The 17,824-nt window shown below is 73.6% G+C and carries 14 protein-coding genes and 1 pseudogene; 7 read left to right on the top strand and 8 right to left on the bottom strand.

The window, feature by feature from the left end; translation table 11 throughout:
• Positions 1–45: 45 nt before the first annotated feature.
• Positions 46–1,413, bottom strand: coding sequence for an alpha/beta fold hydrolase (locus RY076_RS13945; RefSeq protein WP_323099075.1), 1,368 nt, complete (start codon positions 1,411–1,413; stop codon positions 46–48).
• Between the two features lie 260 nt (positions 1,414–1,673).
• On the opposite strand from RY076_RS13945, the gene RY076_RS13940 reads away from it, so the two are divergent.
• The 3 genes from RY076_RS13940 to RY076_RS13930 all read left to right on the top strand — a co-directional run bounded on the left by RY076_RS13940 (position 1,674) and on the right by RY076_RS13930 (position 6,201).
• Positions 1,674–2,456 carry an HD domain-containing protein gene (locus tag RY076_RS13940; RefSeq protein ID WP_323099073.1) on the top strand — a complete coding sequence of 261 codons (783 nt, stop codon included), beginning with the start codon at positions 1,674–1,676 and terminating at the stop codon, positions 2,454–2,456.
• Between the two features lie 139 nt (positions 2,457–2,595).
• Positions 2,596–3,366, top strand: a complete 771-nt coding sequence (locus RY076_RS13935; protein WP_323099072.1) for a CPBP family intramembrane glutamic endopeptidase — start codon at positions 2,596–2,598, stop codon at positions 3,364–3,366.
• Between the two features lie 63 nt (positions 3,367–3,429).
• Positions 3,430–6,201, top strand: coding sequence for an AAA family ATPase (locus RY076_RS13930; RefSeq protein ID WP_323099071.1), 2,772 nt, complete (start codon positions 3,430–3,432; stop codon positions 6,199–6,201).
• A gap of 8 nt (positions 6,202–6,209) precedes the next feature.
• On the opposite strand, the gene RY076_RS13925 is transcribed toward RY076_RS13930, so the two are convergent.
• The 3 genes from RY076_RS13925 to RY076_RS13915 form a co-directional block, all read right to left on the bottom strand.
• Entirely contained in the window at positions 6,210–7,475 is a 1,266-nt protein-coding gene (locus tag RY076_RS13925) for an alpha/beta hydrolase (RefSeq protein ID WP_323099070.1), read from the bottom strand.
• An 83-nt stretch (positions 7,476–7,558) separates the two neighbouring features.
• Positions 7,559–9,064, bottom strand: a complete 1,506-nt coding sequence (locus RY076_RS13920; protein ID WP_323099069.1) for an MFS transporter — start codon at positions 9,062–9,064, stop codon at positions 7,559–7,561.
• A gap of 29 nt (positions 9,065–9,093) precedes the next feature.
• Positions 9,094–10,005 (bottom strand): NAD(P)-dependent alcohol dehydrogenase, encoded by a 912-nt coding sequence (locus tag RY076_RS13915; protein ID WP_413785781.1) that lies wholly within the window; start codon positions 10,003–10,005, stop codon positions 9,094–9,096.
• A gap of 330 nt (positions 10,006–10,335) precedes the next feature.
• On the opposite strand from RY076_RS13915, the pseudogene RY076_RS23670 reads away from it, so the two are divergent.
• Positions 10,336–10,467: pseudogene (locus tag RY076_RS23670) on the top strand (FAD-binding protein); the annotation flags it as partial.
• Positions 10,468–10,656: 189 nt separating this feature from the next.
• Here RY076_RS23670 and RY076_RS13905 read toward each other — a convergent pair.
• The 4 genes from RY076_RS13905 to RY076_RS13890 all read right to left on the bottom strand — a co-directional run bounded on the left by RY076_RS13905 (position 10,657) and on the right by RY076_RS13890 (position 13,969).
• Positions 10,657–11,562, bottom strand: a complete 906-nt coding sequence (locus RY076_RS13905; protein WP_323099066.1) for a hypothetical protein — start codon at positions 11,560–11,562, stop codon at positions 10,657–10,659.
• Complete coding sequence (locus RY076_RS13900) at positions 11,559–12,098, bottom strand: SigE family RNA polymerase sigma factor (protein WP_323099064.1); 540 nt, start codon at positions 12,096–12,098, stop codon at positions 11,559–11,561. Before RY076_RS13900 ends, RY076_RS13905 begins: the two co-directional genes overlap by 4 nt.
• A 305-nt stretch (positions 12,099–12,403) precedes the next feature.
• Positions 12,404–12,976, bottom strand: coding sequence for a DinB family protein (locus RY076_RS13895; protein WP_323099063.1), 573 nt, complete (start codon positions 12,974–12,976; stop codon positions 12,404–12,406).
• A gap of 42 nt (positions 12,977–13,018) precedes the next feature.
• Positions 13,019–13,969, bottom strand: coding sequence for an alpha/beta fold hydrolase (locus RY076_RS13890; RefSeq protein WP_323099062.1), 951 nt, complete (start codon positions 13,967–13,969; stop codon positions 13,019–13,021).
• Positions 13,970–14,142: 173 nt separating this feature from the next.
• Between RY076_RS13890 and RY076_RS13885 the strand changes: the two genes are divergently transcribed.
• From RY076_RS13885 to RY076_RS13875, 3 genes are all read left to right on the top strand, one after another.
• Positions 14,143–16,989: a helix-turn-helix transcriptional regulator gene (locus RY076_RS13885; protein WP_323099061.1), complete on the top strand. Its 2,847-nt coding sequence runs from the start codon at positions 14,143–14,145 to the stop codon at positions 16,987–16,989.
• Positions 16,990–17,075: 86 nt separating this feature from the next.
• Positions 17,076–17,339 (top strand): hypothetical protein, encoded by a 264-nt coding sequence (locus tag RY076_RS13880; RefSeq protein ID WP_323099060.1) that lies wholly within the window; start codon positions 17,076–17,078, stop codon positions 17,337–17,339.
• A gap of 43 nt (positions 17,340–17,382) precedes the next feature.
• Complete coding sequence (locus tag RY076_RS13875; protein WP_323099059.1) at positions 17,383–17,805, top strand: ester cyclase; 423 nt, start codon at positions 17,383–17,385, stop codon at positions 17,803–17,805.
• The last annotated feature ends 19 nt before the right edge of the window (positions 17,806–17,824 follow it).

The raw sequence follows: 17,824 nt of genomic DNA, 5'->3' as shown, positions 1-17,824 counted from the left end.
TCTCCGTATCTGGAGGGAAGGGATGGGTCGGGCCGGCGAGGGTGTCTAGCGATGGGTGACTGGTGTGTGGTCACGGGCTGCGCGGAGGACGTCGCTGATCGCGCCGACCGACAGGGCCGCGCCCGCCGGGTCGTCGAGGTAGGCCGCGTGGTCGAGGTCGGCGATGGTGTGCCGGGAGTTGGTCGACAGCGACGCGAGCTCGTCCTGGGCCGAGCCCCAGCCGGGCTTGCCGTCGACGTTGGGCTTGGCCGTGAGGACGACGAGCGGGAGGTCGCCGAGGGTGGTCGTGGCCCGTGCCTGGGCGAACGCGGTCGGCAGGGCGAGCTGCTCGGCCCGCATGCTGCGCATCCCCCGGGGGCTGTCGGAGAAGGATGACGCCTGGGCGCCGGCGCCTCCCGGGAGGGTCGGCGTCGCGGCGCTCGCGAGGAGGCGGCCGGCGCCGAGGCGGAACAGCGCCGGCGCGATGGCGAGGGCCCGCCGCATCACCTGGTACTCGCCCTCGAAGGACGGGATGAGCTCGGCCTGCCGCGGGCTGGCGCTGTCGAGCAGCACGATGCCGGCGACCTCCGGGCGGTGGAGGTGGGCATAGGTGAGGGCGTAGACCCCGCCGCTTGAGTGGCCGGCGAGGACGTACGGTCCGTGCTCGCCGGCGGCGGCCAGCAGCCGGTGCAGGTCGCCTGCGGTGCTCGTCGCGTCGGCGGGCCTGGGGGAGTCCTCGCTCCAGCCCTGCCCTGCACGGTCGTAGACGCAGACGCGGGCCTGTGACGCGACCGCCGGGGCGACGCGTGCCCACTCGGGCGAGGTCTCACCGAGCCCGTTGAGCAGGACGACGGTGGGTGAGCCCGTGCCCCGGCACGAGATGTGCAGCCGGTAGCCGCCGACGTCGACGAGCCTCCCGGGCATCGGGCCTGCAGCCTCGAAAGGGTCGCTCGCCGCGGCCTGGAACGCCCCACCGAGGCCTGCGATGAGCATCACCCCGACGGCGCCGAGCACGGGTAGGCCGCGACGATCGGGTAGGCCGCGGCGGGCACGGTGGCCGACCCAGAGAGCCAGGCCGACGAGCGCGGGAGCCCACACCAGGCCGAGCCGCGTGAGGGTCGGGTCACCGGGATCGGTCGCCACGAGCACGACACCCGTGGCACCCAGGACGGCGGCCGGGACGTTTGCCCAGCGCTGTGGCCGGCTCGTGAAACGCGTTGAAGCCCAAGCGAGCACGGCCCACCCGGAGGCGAACGCGATGAGCGCGCCGCCGGTCACGACCGCCTCCGGTGCGCTGGGCAGGACGACCAGGGTCGAGATGGCGGCGGCAAGGATCCCGAAGGCCATGGAGCCGAAGACGATGCGACCGAGCGGTCCGGTGGACGGCGCGCGGTCGTGGGAGACAACGGGTGTCGAAGCGGTCGTGGTGCTCATGGCGGTTCTGCCTTTCCCGGCCGTCCTGGAGCGGTCGGCCACGCCATCCACCGTCGCGTCGGCGGACGCTTCTCGCCCCGGTCACATGACCGGGTTCCGTGAACCGGTCGCCGGCGCCTGACCCAGCGCACGACCCGGCCATCTGACCGGGGTGATCGACGTCGGCCCGGCGGGATCCTCGAAGGGCCGTACGAGGACGTGAGCCCGGGTCCCGGGCATCAGGGAGGGCCGGTCGACCCGGGCCCGGAAGGGGAATGGACATGAGCTCGTTCGACCGCATCGGGACCATCGGGACCCTCGGGGATTACGAGTGGACGCGTCGCACCGGCGGGCGCCTGCAGCGCCGCGAGCGGCGCGGGATGGTGATCGACCTGGCCCGGGTGCACGCGGGCAACCTGGTCGGCCGGCTCGGCATGCTGGCCCGCGTCAACCCCGGTAAGCACGCGTATGTGTCACCCGAGCGCCTGCTCCCGCCCGACTCGGCACTCACCCGTAGGGCCCTCGACGCTGCCACGCGGGTGCTGCCGGGGACCCTGCTCAACCACAGCCGTCGGACGTACGTCTTCGGCCGCGCCCTCGCCGAGGTCGACGGCCTGGACGTCGACGCCGAGCTGCTCTGCGCTGCCGCCCTGCTCCACGACGTGGGGCTGACCCTGCCTCGAGGTCGTGAGGACTTCACGCTCGTCTCGGCCCGGGTCGCGCGGGACGTCGCCGAGCAGGTCGGCCTCTCGACCGCCGGCACCGACACCCTGTTGACGGCCATCACGATGCACCACAGCCCGCGCGTCCCTCTCGAGGCGGGTCCGGTCGCACACCTGCTCGCCGCCGGCGCCGGGGTCGACGTCGTCGGGCTGCGCAGCTGGGACCTTCCGCGCACGATCCTCGAGAACGCCGTGGGCGCGCACCCGCGGGAGGGGTTCAAGGCGTCCTTCACCGCCCTGTGGGCCGACGAGGCGGCCCGGGTCCCGCAGGGCCGGGCCATGCTCCTGCGCCGCTACGGCGCCTTCACCGCAGCCATCGCCATCGCCCCCTTCGACGAGTGAACGACCCTCGCGACACCACACCAGGAATCGGAGACAGGCCATGACCTCCCACACCCGCTCTCGGGCCCTTCCCCTGCGCCTCTCCGCTGAACGCCCAGTGCCGTCGCGTCGACGCCGAGCCGCCGAGGTGGTGGCGTTCGTGGGCGTCTGGGTCGCCGCAGGGTACGCGCTCAGGCTCGACGACAACGCGTACCTGCTCCTGGGGATCCCGCTCACCGCGGGTTTCCAGCTGCTGGTCCGCCGTCGGCCGTTGCGCGAGCTGTACGCCGCCGGCACGACGCGGTTCGCGCTGAGCAGGCGGGGCGTCGTCGTTGCGGCGCTGCTGGCGGTCGTCCCCGGCTACTTCGCGGTCCGGGCCCTGATGTCAGGTCAGCTCGCGTCGTCAGGGTGGTACCTCGCGGCCATGGCCGGTGCCGTCGCGGCGGCCTTCTCGCTGCGCGCGACCACGCTGCTGGCCACGCTCCGCGGCGCCGCCCTGCCCATCGCCATCGGGGCCGGCGGCATGGTGGCGGTGTACGGCACCATCCACGTGGTGACCGGGGCGCCACTCCCGACGACGGAGGCGCTCGCAGCCCTGGCCACGTACGTCGCGCTCTACTTCCCGGCCACGTTCCTGATGGAGGAGGTGGCCTTCCGCGGAGCCGTCGACGCGCACGTGCACCACGACGGCGAGCACCGCGGCTGGTGGTCGGCCGTGCTCGTCTCGGCCCTGTGGGGGCTGTGGCACCTCCCGGTCTCGTCCGACCTTCCGCTGCCGTTCCCGCTCCTCGTCGCCGAGCTCGTCGTCGTGCACATCGCTCTCGGGGTGCCGCTCTCGTTCGCGTGGCGTCGCCACCGCAACCTCGCCGCACCGGCCCTGGCGCACGCCGTCAACGATGCGGTCCGCAACGCCGTCATGCTCGGGCTGTAGCCGGGCCAGCCCAATGCGCCGGGAGTCGCTCCGACGGTCCGGCCGCGGCGGTACCGTCGGCGTGTGCTGCATGGGCGTGACCGCGAACGCGCACAGCTTGCGTCACTCGTGGACGAGGCGCGGGCCGGCACGTCGGGGGCACTGGTGGTGCTGGGCGAGCCCGGCGTCGGCAAGACCGCCCTGCTGCGCGATCTCACCACCTTCTTCGACGGTGGCGAGCCCGGCGAGCCCAGCGAGTCCAGCGGTTTCCCACGAGTGCTACGAACGGCTGGGATCGAGTCGGAGTCCCCGCTGCCCTATGCCGCGCTGTACCGCCTGCTGCGCCCCGTCCTCGATCTCGACCGGCTTCCCGGCCCACAGGCGCGGGCTCTGCGTGTGGCCTTCGGCCTCGAGGACGGGCCGGCGGTCGAGCCTTTCCTGGTGGGGGTCGCGACGCTGTCGTTGCTCACGGAGCAGGCGGAACCCGAACGGCCCGTCGTGTGCGTCGTGGACGACGCGCAGTGGCTCGACCCGGCATCCGCGAACGCCCTGCTGTTCACGGCACGTCAGCTGTCGGCCGACCCCGTCGTCATGGTCTTCGCGGCCCGCACGGGCGGGTCCGGCGGCCAGGACTTCTCCGCGCACGGACTGCCCGTCCTCGAGCTCGTGGGCCTCGACCCTGCTGACGCCCGACGGCTTCTCGGCGAGAACGGTGGCGACCCGCTGCCCGACGAGGTGGCCGACCGACTCGTGGGGGAGACCCGCGGCAACCCTCTCGCGCTGCTCGAGCTGCCCGGCGAGCTGAGCCAGGCGCAGCTGCATGGCTCGGTGCCCCTCCCGCCGCAGTTCGCCTTGACGGCGGGCGTCGAGCGGGCCTTCCTCGACAGGTCCCGACGCCTCAGCGAGCAGGTGCAGACGCTGCTCCTCGTCGCGGCGGCGGACGCCACCGGCCTCGTGGGCACCGTGCGGCGCGCTGCCGGCGACCTGGGTGCGCAGGAGGGAGCCTGGGTGGACGCCGAGCGCTCGGGCCTGCTCACCGTGAGCGGCGAGACGGTCGCCGTCCGCCACCCCCTGGTGCGCTCGGCGGTCTACCAGGCGGCCACGAGCTTCGAACGGCGCCAGGCACATCGGGCGCTGGCCCACGCCCTCGACGGACACGACGAGGACCGTGCGACATGGCACCGGGCGGCCGCGGTAGAGGGGCTGGACGCGGGTGTCGCCGACGCCCTCTCGAGAGTGGCAGCCCGGGCCGAGCAGCGAGGTGCCCAGCGGTCCGCGGCCGACGCGTACGAGCGCTCTGCCGCCCTCACGGCCCGCGAGGAGCAGCGGTCGGCTCGGCTCTTCGCAGCCGCGCGCACCGCGTGGTCGGCCGGACTCGCGGTGCGCGCTCGGGCGCTGGCAGCCGCATCCCGTGAGACGGCGTCCGACCCGCTGCTGCGCGCCGACATCGACCGCCTGCGGGCACGCATCGAGATCTACGTCGGTTCGGCACCCGACGCGCACCGCATCTTCACCGTCGCCGCCCGAGCCGTCTGCGACCATGACGAGGGGCGGTCTCTGGAGATGGCCGTGGCCGCAGCCATGACCAGAGCCTACGGAGGCGACAGCGGTGCCACCCTGCCGCCGGAGGTGCTCACCCGACTGCTGACGCCCACGGGCCACGGCTCGGCTCGCAGTGCCTGCCTGCGGCTGCTGCTCGGAGCGCTGACCGCCTCGGGCGAGGGCGACTGGGCGCTGGCCACCAGCACCCTCGCCCGGGCGCTGGAGGCAGGCCGGGAGCTGGACGACCTCGACGTCCTGGGCAACCTGGGGAACGCCGCGCGGCACCTCGGCGACGACGTCGGCGCCCGCTTCTACTACGCCGCGATGGTCGGGGCGGCGCGCGAGCTGGGCGCGGGCATGGTGGTGATCTACGGCCTGCAGCGGCTCGCCTTCGCCTTGCTGCCGCTGGGGGAGTGGACCGGCGTGCGCGCCTGCGCCGACGAGGCCCTCACCCTGGCCCGCAGCGTCGGCCAGCCGGGCCTCACCGCCGCCCCATTGGCGTGGCTGGCCCTGCTGGCAGCGCTGACCGGGCGCGGCGACGTCGACGCACGGCTGGCCGAGCTCGACGCCGTCGTGGCGCGGCACCCGCTGGGCGTCATGACCGACCCCGTGCACGACCTGACCCACTGGGCCAAGGGAACCCGGGCGGCCGCGGCGGGCGACGCTGCTGCCGCGCTGCACCACTTCGACGCGTTCCGTGTTCCCGCCCTGCAGCGCCTCGCGGCGGTCGACCGCATCGACGCGGCGGCTCGGGCCGGAGGGCGCGACCGGGCCGACGGCGGAACCGTCGCGGACCTGCGCGCTTTCGCGTCCGCGTCCGGACTCCCGTCGGCCCTGGCCGACGTCGCGTTCGCGCGCGCCGTGGCCGCGACGGACGCCGAGGCGGCCTCGGAGGGCTTCGAGAGGGCTCTCGATCACTACGGTCGGGCCTCGCGGCCCTACGCGCGGGCTCGGGCCGAGCTCGCGTACGGCGAGCTCCTCCGGCGGACCAACCGACGCGTGGACGCGCGCGCGTACCTGCGCTCCGCGATGGCCACGTTCGCCGACCTCGACGCCGGTCCACTCCTCGCCCGGGCCGAGCAGGAGCTGCGCGCCTCGGGTGAGACCGCTCGCAGGCGCGACCCCTCCACCCTGCTCGACCTGACGCCGATGGAGCGCAAGGTCGCTGAGCTGGTCGGGTCGGGCCTGTCGAACAAGGACGTCGCCGCGCAGTGCTGGGTGTCCCCTCGCACCGTCGCCTTCCACCTGCGCAACGTCTTCACCAAGCTCGGCATCACGTCGCGCACCGAGCTGGCGCGGGTCGACTTCGGCTGAGTCAAGATTCAGGGCGACAGCGGTGCGCCGCTGCGCGCTGCCGACACGACCTCGAGGATCGCATCCGTGGTCCTCGCCGCATGGGCCTCGTCGGCGACCAGCGCCTCATGGGTGGCGCCGGCGACGACGCGGTGCTGGACGTTGGTGGACAGGCCGGCCAGGCGGTCCTGCTTGCCGAACCAGTCGGGGGCGCTTCCGGTCCCGGCGGTCAGGACGGCGAGAGGCTTGCCGGCGAAGGTCGTCAGGGCGGTCGCCTGCTGGGCCGAGCGACCCGCCTGGGCGTACTCGTCGATCGTGCTCTGCAGCGTGTCCGGGCGGCCCATGCTGGCACGCACCTCGTCACGGGCTCGCGGAGGAAGGGAGGCGCCCTCGGTCTCGGCGTACAGGCGGGTGATGCCGACTCGCGACGAGGCCGCAGCGAGCGCCGAGAGCCGGGCCAGCAGGTCGTAGGAGCCGTTCGCGGTCGGAGCGGAAGGGGCGGCGCCCGGCCGCCACGCAGGTGCGGTGGAGTCCACGAGCACCATGCCGGTCACCTCGTCGGGATGGGCAGCGGCGAAGGCCAACGTGTAGAGACCCCCGAAGGAGTGGCCCGCCAGCACGTAGGGCGCCCGGACGCCCGCACGCTGCAGCAGGGCATGGAGCTCGGCGGCGAGGGCCGCTCCGTCCTGCGGCGCGTCGGCCGGGTCGCTCCAGCCTCGGCCGGGTCGGTCGTAGATGCACACACGCGTGGTGCGGGCGACGGCCGGCACGATCCACGCCCAGTTCGACGACATCTCGCCGCCACCGGGCTGGATGACGACGGTGGGGCTGCCGCTGCCGGAGCAGCTCAGGTGCAACCGGTGCCCGCCGACGTCGACCAGCCGGCCGGGCACGGGGTGGGCGCCGGCGGCGAGTGCCGCCCCGACCGTCTGGAAGCCGCCGCCGACCGAGGCCAGCGCCAGGACACCGAGCACGGGAAAGAGCAGCCAACGGCGACTCGGGCCACGCAGGTGTCGCCGCACCTGGACCGCCATCCAGACGACCATCGCGAGCAGCACCGGCGGCCAGACCCAGTCGAGCACCGGGCTCACGGCACGGCCGAACGCCATCAGCAGCACCCCACCCACGCCCATGAACCCGGCCGGCACCAGTGCCCACGGCTGGGCCTGGTCGGTGAACCGGGTCGTCAGGCCTGCCACCATCGCCCATCCGACCGCGAACCCGACAAGGACGGCGCCGGCCATGCGTGGCTCCTGGGCGGGGACGACCGGGGCGAGGACCAGGATGAGTGCCACGACGGCACCCGTCGCGAACGACCCGGCCACCACGAGGCCGACCGAAGGAGTTCTTCCGCGGGCGGGCCGGGGGGACGTGGCGTTCATGCTTCTCGCCTCGCCATCTCGAGCGCAGAACCGGGCCCGGCCGGGGGAGCGACGCTCAGGCTGCTGCCCGGCACGATCGCGAGGAGCAGACCGACGAGTGCCGTCGTCAGGGAGACCGCGGCGGCCGCCGTGAACGCGGCGGAGAAGCCTGCGGCCGACATCGCACCGGCATCTGCGCTCGTGGCAGCAAGCCCGACGCCCGTGAAGGCGGCGATGCCGAGGGCGGCCCCGACCTGCGTCGCCGACCCGGCCAGCCCGGACGCGAGCCCGGTGTGGGCTGCCGGCACGGCCGATGCGAGCACCATCGTCGTGGGGGTGAAGCTGAGCGCCACGCCGGTGGCCACCAGCAGCAGCCCCGGCAGCACCGCGGTCGCGTAGCCCGCTGCCAGTGGGGCGTGCCCCAGCCAGAGGTGCCCCGCTGCCAGGACCACCATCCCCACCACCAGGGTGCGTCGTGCACCGAACCGGCGCAGCATCCGGGGCAGGAGGGTCAGCGACACGGCGAACCCTGCCAGCGACGTGGGGACCATCGCGAGCCCCGCCTGCTGCGGCGCCATCGCCAGCAGCTGTTGCAGGTAGAGGGCCACGAGCACGAACGTGGACGCCCGGGCGCCCCCGCCGAGGACCGCGAGGACCACGCCGACGTCCAGGCGCCGGGACCCGAACAGCTCCAGTGGCAGGAGCGGGTCCGGTGTCCGGCGCTCGATGACCACGAAGAGCCGGAGCAGGACCGCCGACGCTGCCGCCCCGGCGAGCGTGGGCACCGAGACCAGTCCGTGCTCGGGCAGAGCCAGGGCCGCATGCACCATCGCGAGGACGGCGCCGGTGATGGTCGCCGACCCGTACCAGTCGAAGGGGCGGCGAGCGCCACGTGCGCTCTCGGGCAGCGACCGGTGGGCCAGGACGACCGCCGCGAGGGACACGGGGACCGTCACGTAGAAGACGGATGACCAACCGAACCATCCGACGAGCAGTCCGCCCGCCATGACCCCCGTCGCCCCGCCGAGCGTGGAGGCGGCACCCCACAGGCCCATGGCTCGTGCACGCGCGCCGGCCGGGAAGGCCAGCAGGAGCAAGGACATCGCGGCAGGGCTGAGTGCCGCGGCGCCGACACCCTGCAGGACCCGGCCGCCCACCAGCACCGCCGGCCCGGCGGAGGCGGCAGAGACCAGGGTCCCGACGGTGAACAGCGCCGACCCGACGACGAACATGCGGCGCCGGCCGAACAGGTCCGCGACGCGGCCGGAGAGCAGCAGCAGCCCGCCGAAGGCGAGGACGTACGCGTTCACGACCCAGGTGATGCCCGTCGGCGACAGGCCGAGCTGCGACTGGATGGAGGGCAGCGCGACGTTGACGATCGACGTGTCGAGCATGACGACGAACTGCGCGGACACCAGCAGCGCGAGAGCGAGACGCGGGCGCCGGCCGGCAGGATCTCCCGTGCCGAGGGTTCGTGGCGCGACACCCTCTGGTGTCGGGATCCGGGGCTGGACGTTGGGCACGATGGACTCCTGGGTGGGTGGGTGGCTGTTCACGGTGCGATGACGACGCGTCCGGGTGCGTGGCCCTGCTCGAAGGCGACGACGGCCCTCGCTCCGTCCGAAAGTGGGAAGACGGGGCCGAGCACGGGCCTGACCCGGCCGGCAGCCACGAGCGCGTTCATCGCCAGCAGCTCCCGCGCGTGCTCCTTCACGACGAAGGAGACGAGCCGCTGCGGCACGAACACGGACGTCACCATCGCCGCGAGCTGTCGCTGGATGCCCCCGACCCACCGGTCGCCCTCACCGCCGACGATGACCAGGGCGCCGGACCGGGTGAGGGCCCGACGCAGCCGGCGCACCGGCGTCCGGCCACCGATGTCGAGCACCACGTCGAACCGCTGGGAGCCGTCGGCGAAGTCCTCGGTCGTGTAGTCGATGACGTGGCTCGCGCCGAGGGACCGCACCAGCCCGGCGCCGGCGGGGCCGCACACCCCGGTCACGGTCGCACCGAGGGAGGTAGCGATCTGAACGGCGACCGTGCCGACGGCGCCGGAGGCGCCCACGACGAGGATGCGCTGACCCCGCTGCACCCGGCCGTGGTCGCGCAGCGCCTGGAGGGCGACGAAGGTCGGGTAGGGCAGCACCGCCGCCTCCTCGAAGGACAGCTGGGGCGGTTTCGGCGCGACCTTCTCGGCCGGGGCGACGGCGTACTCGGCGAAGGTGCCTCGGCACGCTCCGTACACCTCGTCGCCGGGCTGGTAGGTCGTGACGCCCTCGCCCACGGCTTCGACGACGCCCGCGAAGTTCGTCCCCGGCACGCGGACGCTCGGGGCCCGGAACCCGAAGCCCAGCAGCCGCATGAGGTACGGCTCACCGGTCATGAAGTGCCAGGCGCCCCGGTCCATCCCGGCGGCGACGACCTTGACCAGGACCTGCCCGCTCCGCGGCGTCGGGCGCTCGATCTCGCGAAGCGCCAGGACGTCGGCCGACCCGTAGCGGTCCTGGGTCAGCGTCGCATGCTGTCGGCACTCGTGGGGTGCGGGCTCGTCGGGACGGCCCGGCTGCCGGTGCCTTCGTCACGTCGCGGGTGTGCGTTCTGGGTGGGCATGACGGTCTCCTCTGGAGGGCGGTGTCTGGTGCGGCCGTTCCCGGCACCGGGCCGGTCGGACATCCACCACCCTGCTCGCGAGGCCGTCGGATCGACCCGGTCGAACGGCCGGGTTGTGCCGGTCAGGGCCGCGGATCCCGGCGGACCGTTGCCGTGCACCCACGAGGTCGGCCACCCTCGTCGGATGGACGAGAACGCGCCCTACGGCGACGGGGCCGGTGGTCCGGACCACGAGGTCGTCGTCGTCGGTGGGGGGGCCGCCGGTCTCTCGGCCGCGCTGGTGCTCGGGCGCGCACGCCGACGCGTGGTCGTGGTCGCCCTCAACAACGAGCTCGTGGAGGTTGACCTGCGCATGGCGCTCTCCGCTCTGCGCTCGCGCAGGCCCCTCTGAGTCCCGTGAGCCGCTCCGCCTCTCCCATCCGCCCCATGGCCGCTGCCTTCGGTACGGAGCGCTCGGGGGGTCGGGGCGGGCAGGTCCGCTGAAGTCTCGTGTCGCCCCCGCCCGTCACCGGCTGGTCGTCGACGGCGCGTTCAGCCAGGTGCCTCCGGACGAGCCAAAGGGCGAGGAGTCCACCAGGGCGCCGTCCCACAGGAGGCGGGGATCGGTGACGATGGCGATGAGCTCGGACTTCGAAGGCAGGGGCGCGGTGGTCGCGGTCAGCGAGTTGCCCGCTTGCCGGGCGGTCACGACGACGTAGGCGACCCGTCCGTCGGGACGGGTGAGGCTGGCTGCGCGCGTGGTGCCCGTGCTGCCGTAGTAGAGGCGGGGCCCGTCCGGACGCCCATCGGCCAGCCGGCAGGGGGAGGTCGTCGTGTCGGTGAACGCGCCGCCGCAGCGCAGGCTTGCCGCCTGGCCGTCCTCCCTGGCGAAGGGTGCGGTGGTGGCGCCGACGGAGACGCCCCCCAGCGAGCTGGAGCCGGGGCGGCCCCACGCGACGGAGATGGCGAACCGGCCGACGCCGAAGCTGTCAAAGCTGGTCCGGATCCCGCCGCCGGACGAGTCGTCGCCCCACCCTCCGAGGTACCGGTCGGCGCCGGCCGCACGGGCCCGCACGACCTCGACCATCCGCCGACCGAGCTGCCCGGTCGTCATCGGGGGAGCGGTGCTGTACGACGGACGGCTCGCCGTGCTGGACGGCGTCGGCGCAGTGGTGTCACTGAGCGTGGCGCTGTGGCTGCTCGAACCGACCGGGTGGGGAGCCGGGCCGCTGGCGCCGTGCACCCAGAGAGCGCAGGCCACCGCGACGGCAGTCACGGATGTCGCGACGCCGGCCAGCGATCGGGACCGGGCTCGGCGACGTGCGACGTGGCCCCGCGCGAGGTCGTCGGCCGGGTCGAACGGTTGCGCGGGGCCGGCGTCACGAAGACGCGCCAGTCCATCTCGCAGCTGCTGCTCGATCGTGTCGGTCATCGCGACACCTCCTGGGCGTCGGGCGCTTCGTGCGCCGGGGGCAGGTCGGCGGGGGACAGGGCACGTGCCAGGTGGGCGAGACCCTTGGAGCTCTGGCTCTTGACGGTCCCGGGCGAGATCCCGAGCAGGTCGGCCGTCTCGGCGATGCCGAGGTCCCACAGGTATCGCAGGACGATCACCCGCCGCATCGCCGGAGGCAGGGCAGCCAGGGCGTCGGCCAGCTCGTCGCGGTCCTCGACGACACCGACGTTCGGGTGTGCCGGGTGCTCCGGAAGGTCGTCGCCCGCGGACAGTTCACGCCGCCACCAGGGCCGGCGGGTCAGGTCCACGTGCGCGTTGACAAGAACCCTCCGGGCATACGCGTCCGGTGCGGTCATCGTCGCCACGCGCGGCCAGGCGAGGTAGAGCTTGGTCAGGGTCGTCTGGACGAGGTCCTCGGCGGTGGTGGGGTCACCGCACAGGACCAGGGCGGATCGTCGAAGGTGCTCGCGGCGCCCCCGGACGTACCGCGTGAACTGCTCGTCGCGTTCAGACATGACTCCCCTGTGCGTCCTGCTACCGCATCGATCCGGATCGACGCCGGACCGGTGACCGCGCGCCGAGGGCCCTGTCACGGGCCCTTCGCTCCTTCAACGTAGCGACGCCCCCGTGAGGTTGCCCGGGCACCCGACCGTGCGGCGCGCCGTCACGCCTCGAGGGCGTGGGAACTCACTCGCCGACAGGGTGAACCGGCGGTAGCGGGACGCCATCCCCGCATAGCTGCCCAGCTCCCCGGTTCCCTTCTCGTGCATGCCGATACGGCGCAGGATCGCGACCGACGCGTGGTTCGCGTCGAGCGTGATCAGTCGAACCGGTTGGCGATCACCGTCAGACGATCGGTGTGCGCCGACCAGTCCGTGGCGTCAGGAACGTTGCGGTGCCCGGGCAGGAGGCCGACGGAGCCGTCGAGCTGCTCGCGCAGGATGTCGGCGTGCCCGGCGTGGCGCTGCAGGTCCACGGTCTTGTGGACCATGATCTCGTGGAGCGTGACCGCCTCGTCGTTCCAGTGCGCGACGTGTCCGACGGCGTCGAGCGGCAGGGCGTCGATCGTCTCGTCGGCGAAGGCCTGCACGCGCCGGTAGAGGTCGACGAGCCCGAAGGCCGTCTCGGTCTCGGTGGCGTACCACCCGGCCAGCGGGTCGGGGTCGTCCGGGGAGACGAGCTCGTCGGGTGTCGGCCACTCCCGGCCGAACGTCGGACCGAAGTAGAGCACCTCGGTGTTCAGGGCGTGCTTGACGATGCCGAGCAGGTTGGTCCCCGTCGGCGTGCGCGGCAACCGCAGGTCACGCTCGGAGAGGCCGTCCAGCTTCCAGAGCAGCACGTCGCGCGCGCCCTGCAGGTAGCTCCTCAACACGTCCTTGGGTGCGGCGACCATGCGCGTCACCCTGCCACGTCAACGGCTCCCGCGCCCGGGGCGTCAGCTCTGGAGGGCGCGCTCGAGCGCCTGCTTGATGGTCGGCGGCCAGTCCGCGTCCTTCGCGACGGTGACCAGCTCGGAGGTCGAGGAGAGCCGCAGCACCCGGCTCTGGGCCTGCTGCCAGGCCTGGTTGATCTTCTTCCCGTCGACCGATGCCGGCCACGGACGCGACGCCGCCCCCACGAGGTCGTAGAGCGGTGTGGACGTGGATGGGAGCCGCAGGTAGGCGTCCCACGACCCGGGGTCGAGGCTCTCGCGGTTGAGCGCCGGGTCGTTGAAGTGGTCCTGCTCGCGCCACAGGTTGCTCAGGTCGAGGTCGCCCGGGTCGTCCGGGGGAAGCAGCCGGACCAGGGCCCCACGAGGACCCATGAAACCAGGAGGGGTGGGCTCCGTCAGCACGACCGCGCGGGCGTCCTTCTCGTGCCGGCTCGCCCAGGTGAGGGCGATCGGGGCACCGTTCACCAGTGCGAGCACGACGACGGGGCGCGTGAGCCCGAGCCCGGAGATGACGCCGTCGAGGTCGTCGGCGAGGGAGGCGAACGTCTGCAGGTGCGGCGCCGAGTCGCTGCGGCCGACGCCGAGCCGGTCGTACAGGCACACCTGGGCGTTCGGCGCCAGGTCATGGAGCAGGGTCCCCGAGTCGTCCATCGACTGGCCGTAGTCGGCCACGACGATGACCGCGGGCCCGCTGCCGTCGCACCGGGCGCGGAAGTGCCGGCCCGCCAGGACGATGTCGCGTTCGGGCCCGGTCGTCGCGGTCGAGGCAGCCCCCGGGCCCGCCGGGCTCGCCTCTTCCTGCGAGGTCGTGGTCGCGGTAGAGGCGCGGGACGAGACGACCGGGAGGGTGCCGGCGGTGCAGGCTGCGAGCCCGAGGCCCCCGGCAAGGACCACGGCGGCGAAGGCGCGCCGGTCAACGGGGTGGAGCCTGAGCCGGCGGGTCGTGGTTGTCATCGGGGCCTCCTTGCGGGTGCGTGACCATCTCTGGTCGTCCACGTCGAGGGTGACGGGTCGGGCACGTCCCGGTCTGTGCGCTCGATGACACAAGCGCCGACGCGTCACGCTGCTCGGCGCACGACCGGCGGCGGTGCCATGCGTGGCAACGGCTCTGGACACCCGGGTCGGCGGTGCGGGACGCTGACTGGGTGTCCCCGGCGGCCGTGTCCGTAGGGCGCTCGGTGGAATTCGCCCTCGCGACAGACATGGCGCGTGATCTGGGCGACGGACGCGCCGGCGCCCTCATCGTGGAGGGGGAGGCCGGCATCGGCAAGACCCACCTCGTGCACGCGCTCACCGAGGAGGCACGTGCCCGCGACGTCGCCGTCAGGTACGGCCGTGCCCATCCCTTCGAGCGTGCGCGCCCCTTCGGGGTGGTCGCCTCGGCGCTCGCCCTCCATCCTCGCTCGCCCGACCGGCGAAGAGCCTCACTCTCCGCGCTGCTCCACGGCCACGTCCCGGGCGCGGAAGGCCAGTTCGGTGGCGACCTCGGGTACCGGGTCGTCGAGGAGGTCGTCGACCTCGTGGAGGCCGAGTGCGCCGAGCACCCGGTGCTGCTCGTCGCGGAGGACGTCCACTGGGCCGACGGGGCGAGCCTGGCGGCGCTGTCGGCCATCGTGCGGCGGCTGTCGCTCTCGCCCCTGCTCGTCGTCGTGTCGACCCGGGCGTCGCCGCTGTCGTCGGAGGTCGTCCGCCTCCTCGAGGACCTGACCGCGGCCGGCGCACGCACCGTGAGTCTCGGAGCGCTCGGCGCCGTGGACATGGCCGCCCTCGCCGCGGGGGTGCTGGGCGCCCCGCCCGGACCCGCCCTCACCGTCCTGCTCGACAAGGCCGGGGGAAATCCGTTGTGGGCCAAGGCGATTCTGCGGACGCTCGAACAGGAGAAGATGCTGCGCGGCACCGATGACGGCAGGATCGAGACCACAGGCACCGAGCTGCCTGCCTCGCTGAACGACCTCGTCATCCGTCGCCTGCAGGCCCTGTCGCCGGCGACCCTCGACCTGCTGCGCGTCACCGCCGCGCTCGGGGACGCGGTGTCGGTGCGGGACGTCGCGCTGGTGACCCACCAGCCGGCGACCGAGGTCGTCCGCGGTCTCGGTGAGGCCTTCGACCTGCAGCTGCTCGACGAGGTCGACAGCCGGGTCGTGTTCCGTCACGAGCTGGTCCACCACGCCATCTACGAGCACACACCGGTGTCCGCCCGTCGCCTCCTTCATCGCGAGGCGGCCGCGACGCTGAGGGCGGCGGGTGCCGACCGGCTCGAGGTGGCGGACCACCTGTTGCTCGGGGCCGAGCAGGGTGACGTGGAGGCGGTTGCCTGGCTGCGGGAGGCTGCCCGCGACACGGCAGCGCAGTCACCCGGAGTCGCGGTCGACCTCCTCCAGCACGCCGAAGCGCTGCTGCCCACCGGCCACGTGGACGCGGATCCGGTGGCAGCAGAGGTCGTGCAGGCGCTGCTCCGCGCGGGCAGGGTGGCCGAGGCGTCGGGGCGGGCCGAGGCGATCCTCGCCCGGCCGCACGCCCCCGAGGTCGACACCCCGGTCCGGCTCGCCCTGGTCGGTGCCCTGGCGCTCCAGAACCGCACCACCGAGCTCGTCGACGTCGTGGAACGGAGCCTCGACGGGCGGGTGCCGCTGAGGCCCTTCGAGCAGGTCCCGATGCTCGCCCAGCAGGCCTGGGCCATGACGTACTCCGGCGACCATCGCGGTGGTGAGCAGGCGGCCCGGCGAGCCCTCGCCGTCGCCGAGGCTGCAGGCGGCGGAGCGCTGAGCGTGTGGGCCCTCAGCGCGCTCCTCGTGGCGCTGGGCAGACAGGGCCGCTTCGAGGAGGCGCTCGACGACGCCCGGCGGGCCGCGGCCCTCGCCGCCGGAGCGCCCGACGCCGGCGCGCTGCCCCTCCAGCCGAAGTTGCTGCTCGGCCTCGCCCTCTTCGACTGCGACCGCGTGGACGAAGCCAGAGCGACCTACCGCGAGGCCCTCGACGACGAGTTCGGTACCGGGTGGTGGCTCGCGGACACCCTGATGGCCGACGCCGGGGCGGCCGTCGCCGTCGGCGACTGGGACGACGTCCTTCCCGAGCTCGTCGCGGGTGGCCAGGCCGCACAGGACAAGAACCATCCGCTGCTGCTGTCACAGTCCCTGGCGCTCCGGGTGGTCATCGCCACGGCCACCGGCGATCTCGCGGCCGCGCGGGCGCTCTCGGCGGGGCTCACCCCGTGGCCGGACGACCAACTCGCCTACAACGGCGGGCTCATCGCGTTCGCGCTGGCCCGGCTGATGTCCGCCCAGGGGGACCGACGCGGCGCCTACGACCTGCTCCATCGCTGCTGGCGTTCCAGCACCGCCATCGACGACCGGTTCTACCACCGGACCTTCGCCCCTGACCTCGTGCGTCTCGCACTGGAGCTGGGCCACCGAGACGTCGCCGCCGAGGTCGCGGACGCCGTCGCGGCCCAGGTGCCGCTCGCCCCCGAGGTACCGAGTGTGCAGGGCCTGGCCCTGCGCTGCCGTGGGCTCGTCGACGGCCACGTGGAGTCCGTGCTCGAGGCGGTCACCCTGGCCAGAGCGGGGCCCTTCCTCATCGAGCACACCGGAGCCTGCGAGGACGCGGCGGCGCTGCTGGCCGCGGCCGGCCGGCGGGACGAGCCCGCCGCTCTGCTCACCGAGGCCCTCGAACGCCACGAGCGCGCCGGGGCCGAGGCGTGGGCCGGCAGGGTCCGGGCCCAGCTGCGGGCCCTCGGCGTGCACCGGGGCTCACGCGGCCCCCGGCGTCGCGCCACGGCCGGCTGGGAGAGCCTCACCGCGACCGAGCACGCCGTGTCGCTCCTCGTGGCGGAGGGGCTGACCAACGGCGCTGTCGCGCGGCGCCTGTACATCTCGCCGCACACGGTCAACACGCACCTGCGCCACGTCTTCGGCAAGCTCGGCGTCACCAACCGGGTGGCACTGGCCGGCGTCGTGCATCGCTCGATCGAGTGATGTCTCGGGCGCACGCGCGCCGGACGATCGAACAGGCAGCACGCGTCGGCGACAGGCGCCGGCGATCCCGACGGGAGGTCGAGCGCATGCCCCGAATCGTCATCACCCACGCCATCCAGGACCCCCAGCGGTGGCTGGCCGGCAAGTCCGAGCGGGTCGCCGCCGCTCCGGGTGCCAGAGAGGTCACCGACCTGCTCGCCCTCGACGGAAGCAACCAGGCAGCTCTCTCCCTCGAGGTCGACGACGTCGAGGCGTTCCTGGCGATGGTCGCCGCGATGCCCCCGGAGGTGGCCGCGCAGGCCGAGTCGCACGGTGTCATCCAGCCGTTCACCGTCTACGTCGAGGCCTGAGCCGCTGTCGGTTCCGCCACCACACCCACCTGGAAGGACGACCATGGACCACACCGCGACGATGCGACGCACCTACGAGCTCATCAGCGCCGGAGACATCGACGGGTTCGGCGACCTGCTCGCCGAGAACTTCGTCGAGCACCAGGAGGCGCCCGGACTGCCCCCCACCAAGGCGGGGGTCCTCGACCTCTTCCGCGGCTACCGGGCCGCCTTCCCCGACCTGCGCATGGACGCCGTCGAGGTCCTCCCCAGTGGTGACCGGGCGGTGGCGCGGGTGACGGTCTCGGGCACGCAGACCGGGGACTTCATGGGGATGCCGGCATCCGGCCGCCACGCCGAGGTGGACCTCATCGACATCATGCGCTTCGACGACGCGGGCCTGGTCTGCGAGCACTGGGGCGTGGCGGACATGTTGTCGCTCCTCCAGCAGCTCGGAGCGATCCCCGAGGCTGCAGCCACGTCGTGAGGTCTGTGCGGAACCGGTC

It is taken from the genome of Intrasporangium zincisolvens, from assembly GCF_034724055.1.
In the GTDB taxonomy this organism is placed as follows: Bacteria; Actinomycetota; Actinomycetes; order Actinomycetales; family Dermatophilaceae; genus Monashia; species Monashia zincisolvens.
This window is presented reverse-complemented; position numbering and strand designations above follow the sequence as displayed.

Bases quoted from the DNA above. Each gene is read 5' to 3' on its own strand.
- RY076_RS13940 (WP_323099073.1), top strand. From the start codon at position 1,674: ATGAGCTCGTTCGACCGCATCGGGACCATCGGGACCCTCGGGGATTAC.
- RY076_RS13890 (WP_323099062.1), bottom strand. From the start codon at position 13,969: ATGACAACCACGACCCGCCGGCTCAGGCTCCACCCCGTTGACCGGCGC.
- RY076_RS13875 (WP_323099059.1), top strand. From the start codon at position 17,383: ATGGACCACACCGCGACGATGCGACGCACCTACGAGCTCATCAGCGCC.
- RY076_RS13900 (WP_323099064.1), bottom strand. From the start codon at position 12,098: ATGTCTGAACGCGACGAGCAGTTCACGCGGTACGTCCGGGGGCGCCGC.
- RY076_RS13945 (WP_323099075.1), bottom strand. From the start codon at position 1,413: ATGAGCACCACGACCGCTTCGACACCCGTTGTCTCCCACGACCGCGCG.
- RY076_RS13895 (WP_323099063.1), bottom strand. From the start codon at position 12,976: ATGGTCGCCGCACCCAAGGACGTGTTGAGGAGCTACCTGCAGGGCGCG.
- RY076_RS13880 (WP_323099060.1), top strand. From the start codon at position 17,076: ATGCCCCGAATCGTCATCACCCACGCCATCCAGGACCCCCAGCGGTGG.
- RY076_RS13905 (WP_323099066.1), bottom strand. From the start codon at position 11,562: ATGACCGACACGATCGAGCAGCAGCTGCGAGATGGACTGGCGCGTCTT.